Raw genomic sequence first — 20653 nt, forward strand, 5'->3', positions numbered from 1 at the left:
TTCAATTAAGGATTCAATATGTCACCTATCATTGTTGGTCACCGTGGTGTTTCAGGTACTCACCCAGAAAATACCCGAGCGAGTATCCAAAAAGCCATAGATCTAGGTCTGTCTTGGATTGAAGTTGATATACAACCAACAAAAGACGATGTGTTAGTTGTTTGCCACGATCACAACTTAGAACGCTGTAGCGATGGGAAGGGTCGATTAGACGAGCATACTTTAGCTGAACTGAAGCAATTGGATTTTGGAAGTTGGTTCTCACCAGATTTTGCAGGCGAGCAAATATTAACGCTTTCAGAGTTATTAGAATTAGCTGAGCATTCTAATATCCAGGTGAATTTAGAGATTAAGATCGATACGCACAATCCTGCTCATGTTGTTGATCTATTAGCTAAAGAGCTTAACTCAACGACTTTACCAAGTAGCCAGTTACTGCTGTCCAGCTTCAGCCATGATGTCATCGAAGAGCTTGCGCAGCATTGCTCGCAATTTCGTATCGGACTCATTACTGAAAGCTTAACCAGCCAAGACAAATCGGCGTTAATCAAAAATAAAGCATTCAGCTGTCATTTGAATTATCAAAATCTCACTCAAGAACAACTCGATTACTTGACGAACTTAGGTTTCCAAGTGTGGTGCTATACCGTGAACCAAAGTGAAAGCTTTCCATTAATTGAAAAAGTTGACGCGATTTTCACCGACTTTCCTACACGTTTCATCGGTTCCGCATCTTCTTAAAGTAGAGTCTATCAATGTAAATTATTGAGAGTATTCGCAACCGTAGCTAAGTACATAGATGATTAAATTAATTCATAATTAGATACTGCGTTTGGGGTGAAAAGGGTTGTGGAATAAATCCAACCGTCATGCACCCCACCTTCCTTTTTAGTTCCTTGTTTGAGTTTGCCATGGACATTATTTTTAGTTCCACTTTTCCAGCCTTAGCCGCCATTTTCATTTTTGCAGCAATGGTTCGAGGGTTTTCAGGCTTTGGCTTTACCTTAGTGGCTTTACCGCTCAGTGCGTTATTCATGCCTGTTATTGAGTTGGTGCCAGTCTTTATGCTGATAGATCTACTGGGCAATGTGCAGCTGCTACCCAAAGTTCGACAATATGTTGATTGGAAGTGGGTCGCTAAAGTTTTTATGCCTTGTTTAGTATTTACCCCTTTAGGCTTAATACTGCTTAAATCCGCAGAACAAGACACGATTATCCTGATCATTAGCGCTTTTATCTTTGTGTCAGCGTTGATGATTCAAAGAGGCTTTCAGTACAGTAAAGAGCCAAAATTTGCGCCTTATATTCTTGGCAGTTTAGCTGGAATCATGAATGGTGCAGCATCTATGTCTGGTCCGCCAGTCGGGGCTCATGCTTTGGCTAGCCCAGTGGCACCGCACATCGCTCGGGCAGGGTTAATCGCCTTTTTTGTTCTCGCAGATTCAAGCGCATTTGTTTCGGCTTCTATTGCAGGTTTGGTTAACAATAATATTGTGATTCTAACTATCGCTTTGCTACCAAGTAGTATGTTTGGTGGTTATTTAGGAAGTAAATTATTTGAACGGTATGGTGGAGAGAAATTTAAACCAGTTACCGTGATGCTGCTTATCACAATAGCCGTATTTAGCGTGTTACGAGTTATCTAGGGGCATAAGTTAAATAGAAGAAAAGAGAAGAGACGGGAATAAGGTTGATCTACAATTAATATTTTCAAAACATTCAATTTCAAAATGAACAAAGCTTCTTTTTTAAACACCTCCAATCGATTAAAATAAGCCCGTTTTCATCCAAACTCCAATGAGTAATTGGTGAAAACGAACTTATATTATTTTAATCGCTTTTAATTAACTTGAAGTACTAGTCCATCATTTGTGTCAAGAAGCGTGTAATTTTTATTGCTATCGCATTCGACTTGGTAGCCTTTAACGTTCGTTGCTACTTTAAAGTCGGTAATCTGTGAACACTCAATACCACCATCTTGAATAACTTCTAATGCAGAAATGATATTTTGTGCATCAGTGCTGATGCTTGGAATTTCAATATCAGGAAGACCAAATGCCATTGCATTAAAAGAAGTGATCAATGTTGCTGAAATGATAAGTGATTTTTTCATAGTAAGCTCTTTATTATATATTTCGAAGGAAAATATACGGGAAGGCATATTAGATCAATATATGTTTTCTTTGAAATCTTACATTTATGATCTTTATCAACCTATATAGTTCTTTATTTTTAATCTATTATTCTTTCAGTGACCAAGATAACAATTTTAAAATTAATCACCGCTATCAAATACTTAGCTTTCTGATTTTGTTTTATAAATGACAGAGCCCGACATTCAAAAAAACAGGTTGATAATTCACCACTCAATATAAATAGGGGTACCCATTTCAACAAGGTTTATAAAATCATCCAACTGTTCGTTAGTGATTGCAATACATCCATTAGTCCAATCAAAGCTTTGGATAAAAAGTGGTGACCTATATTCACCGTTTTTTAAACCATGGATTTTTATATCACCACCCGCTACGCCGCCAAGTTTCTGAGCTTTTAGCACATCTTGATAATGTGGATAGTTGATATGAATAGATCGATAAAAGTTTGAGTCTTCTGTTACATACTCTAAAAGATAACGACCTTCAGGTGTCCTATTATCCCCTTCGAATTGTTTATGCCCTTTAGGTTGTTTTCCCAATGCAATTCTATATTCACGCACGATTTCTTCACCGCTAAGCAGATACATTCGTCTTTTTGATTTATCTACTTTAACCAGAGTAATCACACTCTTCGTCTGGTTTGTTTTTACCCCTTGATTGCTCTTTAACGGTAAGGAACTCTTTAAAGGTAATGAGCTCTCTAAAAATAATGAGTCGGCTAGAGATTGTGAATTAACTGAAGATCGTGAATTGGCTAAAAGTCGCGATTTAACCGCTGATCGATTCACAGGCACCAGCTTAGGGTATTCATAATTTAGTGAGGAAGGATCCGGAATTTGGGATGCTGGAGTATCGAGCTGAGCGCCGCTGTAGAGGGAAAGATTGCCTTTAGAAATACTCGCTTTTGAAAGGCGAGTAAATTGAACTTCAGATGCTTTATCTTCAGCAAACGCGTTTGTTATCATCAGTGAACATAACAAAGATAAAGCGAATCTGAGTAGCATTAAGCCTCCAATTTCATCGACATGGTTCGTGACTGCGTTTCTAACCCAAGAGATTCATAAAATGTTTGAGCTTGTTGATTAAACTCCATGACCTCTAGTCTCATTTCAATGGCACCTTCTGATTGTGCCCACTCCTGAAACTTCAACATCAAAGCTTTACCTACCCCTTTGTTTTGAATGGTATCGCGCACCACAACAGTGTTCACTCTGCCAATTTTATGAGGTTGAATAAAGCTCGCACCACGGTTTTGAGATACTTTACCAACAATAAAGCCAACGACTTGGTTATCAATCACCGCAACGTAAAAAATCCCATTATGCTCAAGCATTAAGCTTAACCAATATTCTTCACTATCAACGATACACATACTCGGCGGAGCAAATACCATTGGCGCTCCGGCATGATGCTGGCGATTAATTTGATCAGACAGTTCAAGAATCGACCGAATATCCGCTACTTTTGCAATACGTATTTGCATAACAACCACTTACCATGAATTTCCGATTACCATAACAAAATCTCATGCAATGCCCAACTAGCCAAGTAACCAAGTAACCAAGTAATCCAGCAAGCAATCACCTTCCGCTTTCTTACATTCACTTTAATTAATGAACGTAATGTCATTCTCTTTTATTTTAGAGTGTTACTATGTTTTCTACCTCAATCTTTGAGCCAAAAAGCAGGCTAAAGCCAGAATAGACTTCAATACAATAAAAATTAGGTAGTTCAACATGATTAGACTTGCCGTTATTGGTACGAACTGGATAACCCAAAAATTTGTCCAAGCCGCCTTAGGCACTGCGAAATTTGAACTTTGCGCGGTGTATTCTCGTTCACTCTCTAGCGCAAAAGACTTTGCCGATGAATTTCTGACTGCCTCTAATAACATCCATCTATTCGATAGTTTAGATGAGTTAGCCAAAGCAGAGAACGTAGATGCCATCTATATCGCTTCTCCAAACTCTCTACATGCAGAACAAGCGATGTTGATGATGGACCACGGTAAACATGTCATTTGTGAAAAGCCCATTGCTTCAAATATCGAACAAGCGCTTCAAACCGTTGAATGTGCTGAACGTAATCAAGTCGTGCTCTTTGAAGCTTATAAATCTGAGTTTTTACCTAACTTTAAACGGATTAAAGCTGGTTTATCTAAAATTGGGCGTCTGCACAAAGCACACCTTAGCTACTGCCAATACTCTTCTCGTTACCAAAAATATTTGAATGGTGAAAATCCAAATACTTTTAACCCTCAGTTTTCTAATGGCTCGATGATGGACATTGGCTTTTATTGTGTTTCCGCAGCAGTTGCCCTTTTTGGAAAGCCAACCAAGGTGCAAGCTTCAGGCGTATTATTGGATTCAGGCGTCGATGGGCATGGTGATGCGATATTCTCATACCCAGAATTTACCGTAACCTTATCGCACTCTAAAGTGTCTGATTCAAACCAACCTAGCGAAATTCAAGGTGAAAATGGTTCTATCATCATTGACCACATAGCAGAATGCACCAAGGTCACAATTGAATATCGAGATGGCAAAACTGAAGATCTAAGTGTCAAGCAAGCTGAAAATTCCATGAGTTACGAAGCGGAAGAATTTGCACGTAGAATTCAGCTAAAAGATCTCACGCGAGACAAGCGTGCGCTGATCGTTTCAGAAGTCACGACTGAAATGAGAAAACAGCTTGGTGTCCACTTTCCAGCAGACGACAAGTGACACATAGTTCTGGCTCTGACCATTAATACTATCAGTGGCCTATCAACTATTACCTATTACCTATTACCTAAAAAAACAAAAAGCCTCTTACGGAATAACAGTAAGGGGCTTTTATATCGCTAGAACAACACAAAGCATAAAAAGTGTTAACTACTTACTACCTTGAGATAAACGGATACTCACCAAACTCGCCACCATGATGGCTAAATAAAAGCTGCCTAAAATAGCCTCGAGAAAAACAAAGAATTGAGCTACAGGCAAGGCCGGTGAAATGTCTCCATAGCCAACCGTTGTTAGAGTGATGAAGCTAAAATAAAGCACATTGAATAGATTCGCTAACCACGGTTTATGCTCTAAACCATTAAATCCCTGAGGATAAACTTCTAATACCAATAAGTAGAGGATGGTCCAAGCAAGTCCCATCAATAAATAAATGCAAATTGAACCGACAATGTGATTTTTAGTTACTTCCTTTACCAACATTACTTGCTTCAAAGCCGAGTAAATATGCGAAAGAAGGAACATTAATAAAGCAGCCAAAGTCAGGATGGATAAGTCATAATCTTCAAAAAATGACAACATACCCGACACAGTCGCAGTCACCAGCAAGAAGCCATACCATGAACGGTAGATAGCCCGATCACGGTTGATTCCGGCAATAGACACCGCTAGCGTAACAATGATCAACCCCAGCACTGTTTTTTGCCCTTCCGGGTAGTATTGCTGCATGACAGCGCACCCAAAAAACAGCACCAATAAAGCAAAGAACAGAAACTGAAAGTTATCGTCTTTAGTGAAACGTTTCATTACTTCACCTCTTCAGGTTCAGCCTCTAACCACGCCACTAGCAATTTGTAGGTCAGGCTCAAAATCACAGCGCCAACAAATAAGCCCACAATGCCAGACATTGCCATTCCACCAAGAGCACCAAGCAGAATCACCAGCATTGGAATATCTGAACCTCGGCTAAGTAGCATCGGCTTCAAGATTGCATCGCTACCACTCACTAAAATACACCACACTAAGAACAGACCCGCAGCTACCGTTGAATCACCACTGAACATAAAAATAATTGGTGGTAATAAAGCCAAGATTGGTGGTAACTGAATAATCGCCACTAATAACACCGCTAGAGCCCAAAATGCCGCAGCAGGCACACCCGCGATAACTAAGCCTATTGCCGATAAAACAGACTGTATAACCGCAACGCCAATCACGCCTTGAACCACACTTCTTACCGTGCTTTTAGACAGCTGAACCAGCGCTTCACCGCTTTCACCCGTTAAACGTTTTGCTAATTTAACGATCCCAACTTGGCAGCTTTCCGCTTTACTCATGAATACACCAGCAATGATGGTCGAAATAATGAATTGAACGAAACCGCCCCCCACAGAGCCAACAATAGAAGCCATTTTCGCTCCGTATGTTTTTATCTCCTCAGCGTACTTCACCATCGCTCCTTCAATATTTGAAGAAGCAAGCACAAGCCCAGAATACAGTTTGTCACCGATTAGCGGAATATCTTGTAAAGCCGTTCGAGGCTTAGGAATAGCAAGCGTTCCATCTTGCAGACCAGAAATCACTTCTGAAGCACTGGTGTACAGACCTGATGACAGAGCACCCAGTGGGATCAACAGTAACAGCACCCCAACCAAACTGAGCATGCCGCTTGCTTTGCCTTTCGATAAGCCAGTCTTGTTATGAATGGCGATAACCACAGGGTAAAGTGCGGTGGCAATAATTCCGCCCCAAGCCACTAACAAAATGAAAGGGCGAAGAATCGAGAAGCACCAATAAATGAGAACAGCAATAACGGCAATTTTTATTGCAGCATCAATCGCTTGCTGTGAAGAGTTACTTGAAAATTTCATTTTACATCCTTGTAATGCATTTTGAAGCGAGTGTTATAAAAACTTCCAACGTCTAGTTTCTAAAAACATAGAAGCCAAAATCATATATATCCCAATAAGAAGCAGCTGAAATATCCTAACGAAGGTATTGCTATCAATGTCCCCAGAGCTCATTAATGTACTGCCAATCAGTACTAATAACGTGCTGAATGCGGTAGCAAAAATAGGGGCTTTAGCGGGAATGGTGTAAATTTTACGGGCAATCACAATGGCAATAAGCCCAATAAATATAGAATAGAAGAGGATATTTGGCACAATCGACAAAATAGAAAATGCTGCAATCGCCAATAACCCACCAATACCATTACTGATCACCAAAAAGGCACTGAGCTTTATCGATTTTTCAGCCGTTATCATCAAAGACAACAACGCAATGAACATCATGGTCAGCAGTGCTTCAGATATTTGGAATATGAAGAAAAAACACACCACAGGAAAAGAAATGATCATCGCTCTGAATGCGGCGTACCACCTTTCTTGTTTCGAAATTGGAGGCTTGGCAAAACCTGCAAACTTCGCTTTAGGCTCAGGAAAGAATATATGGACTAAAGCAAAAATACCCACAGCCACCGCGCCAGAAGTAGCAAGACCTGAAGCAAGGTACAATGATACCCCTGGGTTTGAAATCGCCATAAACGGCAGCATCAGCACTGCGATTAATAAAATGGTACCGAAAAGGTTCCACTTTGGGTCCGTGAATAGGTAATAACCCCAAAGCATCATCAACCCAACCAAAATAAGCAGCGGGATCGGATAGTGAGTGATACCTCTCGACAGCATTAACCCAAGCGCCATTGTGACCAACATTGCCAACAATAACTCATACACGGTTTCTTTATGGAGCGTCGGTTTATCGACTAAGAACTTAGCCGTAAATACAGGGGCAACAAAGGCTAATGGCCAGTTAATCCACGCAGCCAAAAAGACCGATAATGTCACACCTACCATATAACGCAGAATACGAGTTTGAGTTTGCTCGTCTAATACGTCGTTCTGTGTAGGATGATTATCTGACATAAGACAAGACACTTAGTAAGCGAATCCAAGCCTTACCGATTAAATTAAAGATGGTGTTATCACCACTGTAAACAATCACATCCGCTTGGCCACCCACGCGCAGCATGCCTTCTACTTCGCTTCGGTCAAATTCAATGAGAATTGGCAGCATTTGAGTTTGGCGTAACCAGCCCGTTTGTTGGTTAGCTTGAGCCAGTTTGCCCGCTTGAGAGTTTTGTCCCCAGTCGACTCCCCAATCAACACTCAGAACCTTACCTTTCACTACTTTGCCAGGAGCGAAATCAAGGGCAATTTCCACTTCATCGCCAGTCGTAACATTGCCTAGGCTGTTTTCACGAAAGTAAGCTTCAATCCAAATATCATCAGTTGAAACAAAAGTCATGATTGGGTTACCAGGTGAAGCGTAAAAACCTTCTGACAAACTGAAGTTAGATACCCCACCTTGTGTTGGAGCCTTGATCACCGTTCTTTCTAAGTTAAGCTGCGCTTGCTCAAGCGCTAATAAAGCCGCTTTAATTTGGCTGTTGTCTTCGCCATCTTTACCCAGTTGTTGCTTGGCTTTTTCGAGATCGGCTTCCGCATTCACCACCGCAGCTTTTGATGTCGCGAGCGCAGCTCGGGCTTTATCGGCATCTGATTTAGACACGACGCCTTTATCCGCCATATCTAGTACTCGCTTTGCTTGAAGCTTAGTGTTTTGACGCTCAACCATCGCAGAAGTCAGTCTTGCTTGAGCAGAAGCAATATTGGCGGTTTGTGCCCCAACATTTTGACCCGCAATCTCTAGGTTTTGTTCAGCTTGGTGAACAGCAATTTGATAGTCTGATGAGTCTAAAATGGCAAGTACATCCCCTTCTTGAACCAATTGGTTAGGCTGCACTTGAATATCTAATACTGTGCCAGAAACTTGAGGCTTAATTGGCACTATATAGCTTTTTAAACGGGCATTATCGGTGATAGGAATGATGCGATCCGATACGATGCTAAAAAGTAAAACGGTAGCGACAAAAATAAGAAGGTAGTTGGTTACCTTGCGCACTTTATCTTTTTTTTGAACAGCCTGAGCTTCCGCTTCAGAGCCTTGAATGTCGTCATTTACTTCTGACATACGATTCCCTTCCTATGAACTAAAATCAATAAAATTAACTAGTTAAATATATACTTAGAACGCGAAAACTCAAGAAATTAACTATAAGCTTATAGAGCATGTTATAACATTTAGTATATATACCGAATAATTGCCGGGTTGAATCAAGGAGCGACTTTATATGAAGAACAATGCCTATGAGGTTCCTGTCATTCAAACCGATTATGCCAAGATACTCGTTCAGGTTTTTTCTGAATATGGGTTCGACCTCCACCAGCTTCTTATGGAATCCGGGTTACCTTCAGATTTATTTCAAACTGAAAGTGACTTCGTACCTTCTGAATCCATAAAGCGATTGATATTTTTGACCTCTAGTCAGTTAGGTATCACTCAATTTACCGACGTTTTAGCACTCTCATTTAGGCAAAGAATCATCCCAAATGTTCTGCATCAATTTGTTGACTATGAAACGATTGGCGATGCCCTCATGAATATCGATACCATTTTTAAAAATGACTCACCTGGAAGCAAAATCGAATTCACTGAAGAACACGGGCAGCATTGGTTTACCCGAAATGCCAATTATGTTGATTCACCATCGTTCGCCTGGAGTGAAGCTTTTGCCATTATCTATATTAAAGAATTAATACAGATCCTCACCCGCACTCAATGGCACCCCACTAAAATAAAATTACATTCTAAGCAAGTCGACGTGGTAAAAAGTATCGCACCATCCAATTGCCAGTTATTCATAGAGCAAGGTAAAACTTCGGTTTATATTCCAAAAAACATTCTCGATTTACCCATTCAATTATCTTCCAAAGAATTAAGCACAAAGCCCTCTATCATTGAATGGCATACCAGCTTTACAGACAGTATTTTTGAATTACTTAAGCCTTATGTGAATGAACAAAACTTATCAATAGAGCAAGCCGCAGAGATCCTCAACTTCTCAGTTCGAACCCTTCAAAGAAAACTAAAGAGTGAAAACACTTCCTTTAGAAAAGTGAAAGAAAGCTTAATGTATTCGGCTGCTTGCGAGCTGATGGAGAAAGGACATTCATTAACGTATATCTCGACTCAGCTCGGCTACAGCAATATTTCACACTTTTCCAGAGCCTTTAAAAGAGTCTCTGGGCTAACGCCTAAAATTTATCAGCGTTCCATTGCGCCTCCACCACCAATGACATAAGTGTAAATACACCTTGAGCATGACAATAAGTATCATTTATTTTCTTGAAGTGGTTAATATCGACCAAAGCTAAGCATGCACTCGATATTCTATAGCGAGTCACTATTTTTTGGATTTGGTTCATCTATTAATTTATTCATCTATTTCATCGTCCCGACATCGGTTCCAACAGCCTGCTAATGAATCCGTTCCAATCAAATTTCTTAATTTTTCTCCAAATGCTTGCGTTTACTGATATCCGTAAACATGATCGCGTAACCATTAGGTTACTCATTCGCAAAGCTGATTATTAATAAAGATCTTATGTATTTTTTAAATTAATCATAAAATTATAATTTATAACGCATGCTTTTATTTATATAACCCACCTGAACTTTTTATTCTATTGGTTAGGAAACAACTCGCTCTGCAAAAAACTTGCTAGATCAATCTCTAAGCAAAGGTCCTGAATATCTTGTATACGGAAATAAACAATCATAAAAAGCCTCTATATAATTAAATAACCCGTCAATTATTATCCAAAGGGTGTCAAATTACTTACCATAATGCGCCACTGTGTAATTCAAATTTTCATTTAAACCAATTATTTATGGGTTGATATTGTGAATATTTAAATATAGATTCATAGAAACTAATTATTCAAAGGAATGGTTATGAGCAATATTGAAAAGGTTTATGGATTTAATACACCACAACGTTTATTTGTCGGTTATTCATTAGCGGTATTAGTGGATTTAACGGTTTTAAACTTCTTTGATGAATATTGGGAGTTCGTCAATATTGAATCATTCACCATCTCTTTCGCAGCCGCAATCTTGCTGCAGCTACTGCTAAAGTTATCGATTGGTCTAGAGCATAAAATTGCCGACTATTTCAAATCTAAACCGGGAACCGCACCAAAAGTATTCCGTGGGATTTCCACTTACATTATTTTGGTGGGCTCTAAATTCGTCATGCTGGAAGCCATCAACATCATGTTTGGTGACAAAGTCGATTTCTCTGGTCCTTGGAACGGTGTCGTTGCTTTCTTCGCCGTTGTCTTTGTTATCTTAATTTCTGAAGTTATTGTGTCTAAGATCTACTTTGCTCTAGATGACTCAAGCAAAACACCAGAAAACGCGCAATAACTTCCTAAAATCAACACAAATTAGATTTAAAGCCCAATTTATATTTAAAGCCCTCAGTGAGCATGGATCACTCGGGGCTTTTTTTATCGCTCACATTCACTCAAACTAATGGCACTCAGTAGATTTTCTTACACTGTGCTCACCATGCTGATATAAATTTGGTGTACTGTATACCTTTCATTTAATGACTTACCAACTCAGATTGGAGATGTATGCTGCTGTCTCTTCCCCCATTTATCACCCTGTCTTTAGCTATTGTTTTAGAAGTACTCGCTACCTCTTGGCTGCCTAAAACGAATCAATTTACGAACATTCCCGTGACATTAGGAGTGCTTGCAGGTTACAGCCTTGCTTTTTATTTGCTTTCTTTAACCGTACAGAGCATGTCACTTGGTGTCGCTTATGCTTTATGGTGCGGATCAGGGATTGTTTTGGTCGCAGCCATTGCTTGGCTGGTTTATGGGCAAACACTGGATATTTACGCCATAGTCGGTATCGGCCTGATTGTAATCGGAACCGCGATCATAAATATCTTCTCAACGTCGGTGAGTCATTAATTTGTCATCTTAACGTCGAAAAACTGAAACCTGATTGAAGTATTTTTCACTTTTATTTCAATCAGGTGAAGCTATGTTACCTCCTCTTCGCGCTCTTGTTTCATTCGAAGCGGTTGCCCGTCTCGGCTCGATTGGCGCTGCGGCACGCGAGCTATACGTGACTCAAGCGGCTGTTAGCCAGCAACTGAAAAGCCTAGAATCTTTTCTCGACACCACTTTATTTGAGCGCAGCCCTAAAGGGGTCAAGCTCACCTCTTCAGCACAGCACTATCAGCCTATCGTGGCTGGCTCGCTCGCACACCTGAAGCTTCAAACCCAAATATTGTTTGGTGAGAAAGAAACGGATGTACTTAGCCTAAGGGTGAATCACACTTTTTGTCACAACTGGCTACTTCCTCGATTACCTCACTTTTATCAAAAATACCCATTCATTCGTCTTGATATACAGCTAGTCGACTGGCCTTCTACCAATCCTTGTCAAAATGTCGATATAGAATTAACCAACGGCAAAGTGGACAGTGAAGACACGCATTCGGAGCCTCTTTTTCAAGAGCACTGGCAGTTAGTCTGCAGCCCTTCTTTTAAAGCTCAGCATCAAGAGCAGCTCGATCTGGGGGATTTTTCGCAGCTTCCCGCCGTACAAGTCAAAGGTTACCAAGAGAACTGGTTACAGTGGCTCAGCCACAATCAATTGGGTATTTCCCTTCCCAAAGTCCAACTCGAAATCAGTAATTCATTGCAGGCGTTAGAAGCCGTTAAACATGGCATAGGCATGCTGCTTGTGCGCTCACTTGCCGTATCAGAAATGCTTAAAAGCGGTGAGCTGGTTTTAGCCCTCGAGGCGACGATGCCAAGTGAATCTGGACATTACCTTGTAACCAAGCATAGCCGTAATGCCAAAGTAAATTTCTTTTGTGAATGGCTGAATCACCAAATTGAAGACAATAGTTAAGCGAAAGATTTTCTTATGAGTTGCCATAAAAAAAATGGAGGGCGACCAAACTGACTTGTCACATTGAACGCTTAATTTAACTGCATACCCACAAGGACGAGATCACCATGAGTGCTTTTTCTCAACACATGACAAACCGATTTAAAGTGCTGCTATTTACTGCGCCGTTGCTGCTGCCACTGGTGACCTTTTGGTTAGTGCCTTTCGGCTATTCAATCTACATCAGCTTCACCGATTGGGATTACATCTCGCCAGACTATTCGTTCATAGGCTTAGAAAATTACCAGTACATGGTTGAGGACTACGAGTTCATCCAAGCGATGCTCAACACGTTTTGGTTCTCGGTTGGCGTGGTGATTCCCACCATCATTCTTGGTCTTGTGTTTGCCATGCTGCTGCACAAAAACTTCAAGGGCAGTCAGTTTTATCGTGCGGTGATCTTCTCCCCATGGATTACTCCAACAGTTGCGGTGTCGATTGTGTGGTCTTGGGTGTTCGAGACCAAATCAGGCTTGGCAAACCACCTATTGGAGTCGGCAGGTTTTAGTGCGATTCCATGGTTAGAAAACGGAAACACCGCCTTGATTGCGGTGATTATCGTGACGGTGTGGCAGGCGATTGGTTGGACGATGCTGTTTTACATCAGTGCGCTCAATAAGATTCCAGAGTCACTCTATGAGGCATCTCTGATTGATGGTTGCAGCAACTTAACGCGCTTTTTGAAGATAACGCTTCCGCTGATTTCACCAACCACATTCTTCTTAGTCGTGGTCAACATTATCACAGCAATGCAAGCGTTCGATCAGTTCCAGATCCTAACGCAAGGTGGACCAGGCGGTGAAACACGTACCTTGCTGTACCTCTTTTACCAACAAGCGTTTGAACGTTACGAAATGGGACCTGCGGCGGCAACATCACTCGTGATATTCCTGATCACCGGATTGCTGGCACTTATTAATACCTACATCGGCAAGCGCTGGGTGTACTACTAGTCAATTTTTTGAAAGGACAGAACTATGACCACGCAAGTATTGGATGCGAACCAAGGTATTCGCCAAACAGCGCCAATGACCAAGCCTCAAAAGATCATTAGAGATGTTGGCATGGCTGCGGCTAGTGAACACGGACAGAAACGAGCTAAAAAGAACACTGCAGTGAAGACGAAAGCTGCGAGCGTTGACCGTCGTTCGTTCCTCGCACTGGCTAAGCATTTGTTCTTGGCAACCTGCGGAACCATTATGGTGTTTCCGTTCTTATGGATGCTGTCTGGTTCGCTGAAAAGCAACGATGAAATCTTCGCTAATCCGCTCAACCTGATACCAGAACAGTTTCGTTGGGAAACCTTTGTCGACACGTTTCAAAGTGCCCCATTTGGTTTGTACATTTTTAATAGCTTCAGTGTTGCCTTGTTCACGACATTGCTCGTCATCATCAATTCAGCCATGTTCGCCTATGCGCTCACGCAGCTTAATTTTCGCTCAAAAACCGTGCTGTATTTCATTGTCATGGGTTGCTACATGCTGCCGGGCGCAGTGACTTACATTCCGTCTTACATCACCTTGGCAAAACTGGGCTTGCTGGATTCACATATGGGGTTAGTCGCATCCAATGCCGCATCTGTCTTTGGGGTGTTTTATCTAAGGCAGGTCTTCATCAAGGTTCACCCTTCACTTATTGAAGCAGCAAGAATTGATGGCGCTGGCGAAATAAAAATTCTATGGGCGATCATTTTGCCCCAATGCCGAGCTGCGGTGGCAACACTGTTTCTCATTACTTTTATCACTAACTACAACAGCTACATGTGGCCAAGCCTGGTTATTACCACTCAGGAACTCAACCTGATTGCGACCGGAATTCGCCACTACTTCATTGCAGAGGGTAATTATGGCTTGAACTGGTCGCAGATTATGGCGGCAAGCACCATTGCAGTATTGCCTTTATTAATTTTATTCATCGTTTGTCAAAAGACGATTCTTTCAGGTATCGCCGATAATGGCGTAAAAGAGTAGACGGAAATGAAACTAAACACTCTCGCACTAGTGTGTGCTGGCGCAGCAAGCGTAACCATGTTCTCGACCAGTGTACTGGCCGCTACCGAAGTTAACTTCTGGTACTCAGGTGGCACTAAACCTCAGCAAATGATGATCAAATTGATTGACGAGTTTAACGCCAGTCAAGATGAATACGTCGTGAAGCCGGCTTTGCAAGGTAACTACACAGAAACCTACCAAAAACTGCAAGCGGGTTTAGCCTCTAAAACCGCTCCAGGATTAGTACTGTTGGATTCAGGACGAGCTGAAGCCATGCATGACAGAGGGCTGAGCCGCGACTTAACCCCGTTTATGGATGAAGAGTTTAACTTTTCCGATTTTGTCAGCGCTTTTAAAGATCAAGTCACCATGGAAGATGGCACTGTCATCGGCCTGCCAGCTTATGGTACGACTCAAGTCTTCTATTACAACAAACAAGTATTAGCGGAAAACGGCTTTACTGAAGACGACCTCAGCACTTGGCAAGGTGTCGCGAAAGTCGCTGAAAAAGTGACTAAGCGAGATGATAAGGGCAACACCACATTTTACGGCTGGGAGCCAATGTGGGGGCAAGACAACATGATCGACGCGGCATTCTCTAACGGTGCAAAAGTGATCAGTGATGATGGAAAAACGGTGCTGATTGACTCGCCAGAATGGGTTGAGGTTTGGGATGGCTTCCGCCAATGGATCCATGATGATCAAACCATGCGTATCCACTACGGCGGTCAAGGTTGGGAATACTGGTATAAAACCATTGATGACGTCATGAAAGGTCAGGCATTGGGTTACACAGGTTCATCTGGTGACCAAGGGGATCTCGACTTCACTAAGCTTGCAGCAACCACTCAGCCAGGTTGGGGCTCACACCCATCAGCTCCGCAAGCGGGAGCGCTCGTTTATGTGATGCCAAAAGGCACAGACGATGCGGCAGCACAAGGTGCATTTGAGTTTGTTGAGTTCTATACCAATGCTAAAAACACGGCTGCATGGTCAATGTTTACTGGTTATATTCCAGTGAGAAATAGCGTTTCAGACGTTCCTCAATATCAAGCGTTTACGAAAGAGAACCCACAAGCGTTGATCCCACTGAAGCAGGCAAACACTGCGACGAAAGACTTCCTAGATCCAACCAACGGTAAAATCATGGACGCGCTAAAAGTTGCTGCTGATCAGATTCAAATCCAAAACGTACCGGCTGACAAAGCGCTAAAACAGGCAGCTAAAAAAGCCCAACGTGCATTAGATAGAGCAAACCGCTCTTAGCTGATGATGTTAAGCCCGTTGGCTATGTAAATCATTTAGCTGAGTAAGTCATTTAGTTATGTAAGCCATTTAGCAATGGTTAATGCTTTGGCTACGTTAAGGCTAGATAAGTCAAGACTAATTGACTAACCGTTCCTGAGGTTACTAGCCCACCAGCGAGGTGGGCTAATTCAACTAAGTTCGAATACTGGATAAATAGGTAAAACACTATGACTCAATTTCAAGGTGAACTGCCTTTTGGTCGTACACGTCTTACATTTGATGTTCCGCATGGTTCAACTTCTGTCAGCATCAGAGGTACAACGGTCACCAAAGGCTTTTTATACGCAGCCGCTTATGATGCTAATGGTCATTTCCATGGCAAGTTACTGTTCGAGAAACAACATAAAGCACTTGATATACACATTCAAGATTCAGGCTTAGGTGCTATTGATGGCACGATTCCTTCTGGTGAATGGTATCTGGAACTGTATAACCTTGAAGGGGAATTTCGCCGCGAACGAGCCATGAATTATCAAGTCTCGGTAGAGTTTCACTCAAGCTCTACACGTCCTGTTAGCCAATCCGCTAGCCAGCACGTTGCTGAAAACCGCACGCTAACGCTGGAGCCAGTGGTGAACAATCAGCATCACGTAAAGTTCGATTACAGTGCAGTGCTCAACACTGAATCTCGCTGGTATCGAGGTGACCTACATGCGCACACTCAACTGTCTGATGGTCACAACACGCTCGAAGCAGCAAAAGAGATCATTGAATCACAAGATCTCGACTTCTTCTATTTTACAGAGCACAACATTTGTCAGCCTAAACTTCCCCAGTCAACGCAGTGCTTGTTTATGCCGGCTTTGGAAGTCACGACTGATTTGGGGCACTTCAATGTGCATGGTCCCATTCGTTCACTCGATCTCAGAAACGTTGAGCACACCAGCCAAGCCATTATCGAATCCGGCTTGGATTTAGCGCAACAAGATCACAGCTCTATCAGTATTAACCACCCAATGATGAAACCATGGCATTGGCACTACGACGAAATAGAACTGAGTCGAGTCTCCACCTTTGAAGTGTGCTGTGACCCAACGTGGTCGACGTCTCCTCAAGCAACTGAACAAGCACTGCTTGTGTTGAATACCATGTGGAATTGCGGGCACCGTATTACTGCCGTTGGTGGAAGCGACTCTCACCTCGAACCACATGAACGCAACCCTAAAGCCAATGAACCCTCAATTTATGGCGACCCTTCAACGTTTGTATACAGCCACGGGTTAAGTGGTGAAGGAATTTTGGCAGGGCTGCGTAACGGGCAGGTTTACATCGAAAGGTGCTGCGGGCTGACATTTGCAATCAATCAAGGCGCTCTTTTACCTGGGCAAGATTCCTCAGGGCAAGCTCTTAACTATTCACTATCTGTCGACGATTCCGACAATCAATATGAGGCAGAGTGTGTGGTGGATGGGCAGGTTGTTGCTCGCTTTTCATTATCCGAACACCCACAAGAATTTAACGTTGAAGCTGGCTACCTATGGTGCCGAATTGATATTCGCCGCACATCGAATGACGGCAGACGTGGGGAATTTGAAGGCTGCATCAATGCGGTGTTCGACGGTACCCAACCAATATTTACTCAACCCTTAGTCGAGACTTGGGGCGAACTCATGGAGCAATTCAATCGTGATGAAGTTTAAAGGTTTATTGTTTGATAAAGACGGAACTCTATTGGAGTTTCATAATATGTGGCTCAATGTTTCTCGTAGTGCATGCAGACAAGTTCAAGATTACAGTGTTCGCCACAAAGGGCTGCAAACCATTAGCGCAGAAGCTCTACTTTCAGCGATTGGAGTAGAAGGCGATATTGTACATAACCACGGCTTACTGGCCTCCAACCCAGTGGAAGATACCGCAAAAGTGTGGTTTTCCATGCTCAAACCTATGGTGTCACTTGCCGAATTTACGATTGTCACAAAAGCAGCGTTTAATGAACAAGTCGAACAAAACCCACAATGGGTGGAAGCCCTACCTGGAATAACTGACAAGCTCGACTCGCTAAAACAGCAGGGCATGATTTTAGGCATTGCAACGGCCGATACCAAAGATTCGACCCTCTATACATTGGAGCAATCTGGGCTCAGTGACTTGTTTGATTACGTCGGGTATTCCGATGGCGATATTGAACCTAAACCGGCTCCGGCTTTACTTGATGCTTTTTGCAAACAATGCGGACTTGAGCCTCATGAGGTCATCATGTTTGGCGATACTGTTTCGGATATGGAATTTGGCAGTAATGCGGGGGCGAAGAAAATTGGTGTACTAACGGGCACTGCGGCGTTAAGCGAACTGACGCCAGTTGCCGATTTGGTGATCCCGTCAGTGGCTAATTTCAATGCAGAGGCTTTTAACGCGCTCATGCAAGAACAAGTTTAAGGAACACACATGGCTGAAGTTACGCTAAAAGGGGTCGAAAAAACCTACCCAAATGGTTTTAAAGCCGTGCACGGTGTCGATCTTAAAATCCATGAAGGTGAATTCATGGTGTTTGTCGGACCATCGGGTTGCGCGAAATCCACCACCCTACGCATGATCGCAGGGCTAGAAGACATCTCTGATGGCGATGTTTATATCGGTGATAAGCGGGTCAATGACTTACCACCTAAAGACCGCGGTATTTCGATGGTGTTCCAAAATTATGCGCTCTACCCGCACATGTCTGTCCATGAAAATATGGCTTTTGGATTGAAACAGCAAAAACTGCCCAAACATGAAATCGAAGCACGCATCGATGAAGCCGCTAAAACATTAGAGATCGAGCACTTATTGAAAAACAAGCCAGGCGAGATGTCTGGAGGGCAGCGTCAGCGAGTTGCGCTTGGTCGCGCGATGGTAAGAAAACCTGACGTATTCTTGTTTGACGAACCGCTTTCAAATCTTGATGCCAAACTTCGTGTGTCGACTCGTGTGAGTATTGCGCAGCTGCATAATGATCTAAAAGCGGAAGGTCAAAACGCCACGATGATTTACGTTACCCACGATCAGGTGGAAGCGATGACATTGGGCGACCGTATCTGTGTACTCAATCAAGGCGAAATCATGCAGGTTGATACCCCAATGAACCTTTATCATTACCCGGCAAATAAGTTTGTCGCCGGTTTTATTGGGTCACCTGCAATGAACATCATCAAAGTCAGAGTCGATGAAATTGATGGTGTGATGAATGTCATTTCAGAAAGTGGCATTCGTTGGCAGCTGCCTGAAGATAAACAAGCCATTGCTCGTACTAAGCAGAACCAATGGATTTGGTTTGGTATTCGACCTGAGCACGTTCAACTGGCGAACGATGATGCAGCATTGTCAAACGCCAATATTCAAAACCATCAGATCGGTGTGGTGGAATCAATGGGGAATGAGCTGTACCTGTATTTCCATATTGGCAGCAACAAGTTGATTGCGAGAATCCCTTTTGATGCCGATCGATCGGTTCAAAATGGTCAACAGGTCTTACTGAATTTCAAAACTGCCCATTGCCACCTGTTTGATTTAGAAACCGAACAGGCTTTAGGCTAGCCCGCTGAAAAATCCAAGCTTCGATAAATAGGGGGAGGAAAGCTTTCTTCCCCTCTATTTATCTTTATCTTTATCTTTATTTTTATTTTTATAACAACTTACAAAGCACACCCGACGCTTACTTAAACTGCCTTGGTAAATAGTCAGGTTTTTCTTCAGGACGACGCTCTCTTTTCCCCGCTATGATCCGATTCTTACCAATCCCAACCTTAATTTGATACCAGGTTTCTAAAAATAGCGCCAAACCGGGGCTTGTCCACCATGTTTTGTGATACAGCTTTTTTGTAGCAGCTAATACATCAGGAGATCGTTCAATACATTCTTGAGCGAGTTTATAAGCTTCAACGTATGGATCTTCAGCAATCTTAGTCACTAGCCCATACTCTTTGGCTTGCTTGCTGTCTATCACCTTCGCTGTCATCGCCATTTCTAAGGTGTGGTCTTGACGCATTAATTCTCGAAAGGCCAATGCGCCACCCATATCAGGAATCAATCCCCACTTAGCTTCCATAATGGAGAAGTTGGCATCTGGGCTAGCAATACGAAAATCACCACCACTGGCAAGCTGTAAACCGCCCCCCCAGCACCTTCCATGAATCGCAAAGATAACTGGGCAAGGAATGTCTCGCCAACCAACCGAAAAACGCTGCGCATCATTAGGTAAGGTCGGCCACCATTTAAACAATAACTTGAGTGCACCAACTTTACTGGTCAGCAATGATTTTACGTCTAAGCCTGAACAAAAATCGCTTCCATCCCCTTTTACAATAACGGCACGTACCTGCTTATTGCGGCTTAACGATTTCGTGAGATGATTGACGGCTTGAAACATCGGCATATCAATCGCATTGAGTTTGTCTGCTCGGTTAAGGATCACGGTCGCGATTTGGTTATCATCAATGGTACAAGTCACACGAGGTTGCTCAGACATAGCCCTGCTCTAATTAAGAAGTCGTACCAGTAACATATACAAAGATTTAACATTTAGAAAGGAAGCTTCTTCAACGTAGAGATGGCGGTCAAAAAACAAACATTCTAGAAACAAAAAACCGACCCAATGGATCGGCTTCTGAATTTTTCG

21 protein-coding genes are annotated in these 20653 nt (G+C 42.4%); 13 read left to right on the forward strand and 8 right to left on the reverse strand.

Annotated features, from left to right (window positions below; translation table 11 throughout):
* Positions 1-18 precede the first annotated feature (18 nt).
* Complete coding sequence (locus F0226_RS15865) at positions 19-741, forward strand: glycerophosphodiester phosphodiesterase family protein (protein ID WP_171736550.1); 723 nt, start codon at positions 19-21, stop codon at positions 739-741.
* A gap of 170 nt (positions 742-911) precedes the next feature.
* Entirely contained in the window at positions 912-1646 is a 735-nt protein-coding gene (locus F0226_RS15870; RefSeq protein ID WP_171736551.1) for a sulfite exporter TauE/SafE family protein, read from the forward strand.
* 194 nt (positions 1647-1840) lie between these two features.
* On the opposite strand, the gene F0226_RS15875 is transcribed toward F0226_RS15870, so the two are convergent.
* The 3 genes from F0226_RS15875 to F0226_RS15885 form a co-directional block, all read right to left on the reverse strand.
* Positions 1841-2113: a hypothetical protein gene (locus F0226_RS15875; protein ID WP_171736552.1), complete on the reverse strand. Its 273-nt coding sequence runs from the start codon at positions 2111-2113 to the stop codon at positions 1841-1843.
* A 246-nt stretch (positions 2114-2359) separates the two neighbouring features.
* On the reverse strand, positions 2360-3121 hold the full coding sequence (locus tag F0226_RS15880) for a L,D-transpeptidase family protein (RefSeq protein ID WP_171736553.1): 762 nt from the start codon (positions 3119-3121) through the stop codon (positions 2360-2362).
* A 38-nt stretch (positions 3122-3159) separates the two neighbouring features.
* Positions 3160-3639: a GNAT family N-acetyltransferase gene (locus tag F0226_RS15885; protein WP_171736554.1), complete on the reverse strand. Its 480-nt coding sequence runs from the start codon at positions 3637-3639 to the stop codon at positions 3160-3162.
* A 253-nt stretch (positions 3640-3892) separates the two neighbouring features.
* On the opposite strand from F0226_RS15885, the gene F0226_RS15890 reads away from it, so the two are divergent.
* A complete protein-coding gene (locus F0226_RS15890) occupies positions 3893-4879 on the forward strand; it encodes a Gfo/Idh/MocA family oxidoreductase (protein WP_171736555.1) in 987 nt (328 codons plus the stop codon).
* A 150-nt stretch (positions 4880-5029) separates the two neighbouring features.
* On the opposite strand, the gene F0226_RS15895 is transcribed toward F0226_RS15890, so the two are convergent.
* The 4 genes from F0226_RS15895 to F0226_RS15910 are packed head-to-tail and all read right to left on the reverse strand — an operon-like array spanning position 5030 to position 8914.
* Complete coding sequence (locus tag F0226_RS15895; RefSeq protein ID WP_171736556.1) at positions 5030-5686, reverse strand: potassium channel family protein; 657 nt, start codon at positions 5684-5686, stop codon at positions 5030-5032.
* On the reverse strand, positions 5686-6750 hold the full coding sequence (locus tag F0226_RS15900) for an AI-2E family transporter (RefSeq protein WP_171736557.1): 1065 nt from the start codon (positions 6748-6750) through the stop codon (positions 5686-5688). Before F0226_RS15900 ends, F0226_RS15895 begins: the two co-directional genes overlap by 1 nt.
* Before the next feature lie 33 nt (positions 6751-6783).
* Entirely contained in the window at positions 6784-7806 is a 1023-nt protein-coding gene (locus F0226_RS15905; RefSeq protein WP_171736558.1) for a DUF2955 domain-containing protein, read from the reverse strand.
* Complete coding sequence (locus F0226_RS15910) at positions 7796-8914, reverse strand: HlyD family secretion protein (protein WP_171736559.1); 1119 nt, start codon at positions 8912-8914, stop codon at positions 7796-7798. The genes F0226_RS15905 and F0226_RS15910 overlap by 11 nt, the downstream gene beginning before the upstream one ends.
* Before the next feature lie 160 nt (positions 8915-9074).
* Between F0226_RS15910 and F0226_RS15915 the strand changes: the two genes are divergently transcribed.
* From F0226_RS15915 to ugpC, 10 genes are all read left to right on the forward strand, one after another.
* Positions 9075-10085, forward strand: coding sequence for a helix-turn-helix transcriptional regulator (locus F0226_RS15915; RefSeq protein ID WP_171736560.1), 1011 nt, complete (start codon positions 9075-9077; stop codon positions 10083-10085).
* Between the two features lie 653 nt (positions 10086-10738).
* Positions 10739-11212, forward strand: a complete 474-nt coding sequence (locus F0226_RS15925) for a hypothetical protein (RefSeq protein ID WP_171736562.1) — start codon at positions 10739-10741, stop codon at positions 11210-11212.
* Between the two features lie 212 nt (positions 11213-11424).
* Positions 11425-11769: an SMR family transporter gene (locus tag F0226_RS15930; protein WP_171736563.1), complete on the forward strand. Its 345-nt coding sequence runs from the start codon at positions 11425-11427 to the stop codon at positions 11767-11769.
* 73 nt (positions 11770-11842) lie between these two features.
* Positions 11843-12721 carry a LysR substrate-binding domain-containing protein gene (locus F0226_RS15935; RefSeq protein WP_171736564.1) on the forward strand — a complete coding sequence of 293 codons (879 nt, stop codon included), beginning with the start codon at positions 11843-11845 and terminating at the stop codon, positions 12719-12721.
* A gap of 107 nt (positions 12722-12828) precedes the next feature.
* Positions 12829-13713, forward strand: coding sequence for a sugar ABC transporter permease (locus F0226_RS15940; RefSeq protein WP_171736565.1), 885 nt, complete (start codon positions 12829-12831; stop codon positions 13711-13713).
* Positions 13714-13737: 24 nt separating this feature from the next.
* Positions 13738-14730, forward strand: a complete 993-nt coding sequence (locus F0226_RS15945; protein WP_171736566.1) for a carbohydrate ABC transporter permease — start codon at positions 13738-13740, stop codon at positions 14728-14730.
* A gap of 6 nt (positions 14731-14736) precedes the next feature.
* The gene (locus F0226_RS15950; protein WP_171736567.1) at positions 14737-16017 is read left to right on the forward strand and encodes an extracellular solute-binding protein; all 1281 of its coding nucleotides are present in this window, start codon (positions 14737-14739) and stop codon (positions 16015-16017) included.
* 209 nt (positions 16018-16226) lie between these two features.
* Positions 16227-17699 (forward strand): CehA/McbA family metallohydrolase, encoded by a 1473-nt coding sequence (locus tag F0226_RS15955; RefSeq protein ID WP_171736568.1) that lies wholly within the window; start codon positions 16227-16229, stop codon positions 17697-17699.
* Positions 17689-18435: an HAD family hydrolase gene (locus F0226_RS15960; protein WP_171736576.1), complete on the forward strand. Its 747-nt coding sequence runs from the start codon at positions 17689-17691 to the stop codon at positions 18433-18435. Before F0226_RS15955 ends, F0226_RS15960 begins: the two co-directional genes overlap by 11 nt.
* Positions 18436-18444: 9 nt before the next feature.
* The gene (ugpC, locus tag F0226_RS15965; protein WP_171736569.1) at positions 18445-19572 is read left to right on the forward strand and encodes a sn-glycerol-3-phosphate ABC transporter ATP-binding protein UgpC; all 1128 of its coding nucleotides are present in this window, start codon (positions 18445-18447) and stop codon (positions 19570-19572) included.
* 118 nt (positions 19573-19690) lie between these two features.
* On the opposite strand, the gene F0226_RS15970 is transcribed toward ugpC, so the two are convergent.
* Positions 19691-20503: a crotonase/enoyl-CoA hydratase family protein gene (locus F0226_RS15970; RefSeq protein ID WP_171736570.1), complete on the reverse strand. Its 813-nt coding sequence runs from the start codon at positions 20501-20503 to the stop codon at positions 19691-19693.
* Positions 20504-20653 lie beyond the last annotated feature (150 nt).

This window comes from Vibrio sp. 99-70-13A1 (genome assembly GCF_013114625.1).
Lineage (GTDB): Bacteria > Pseudomonadota > Gammaproteobacteria > Enterobacterales > Vibrionaceae > Vibrio.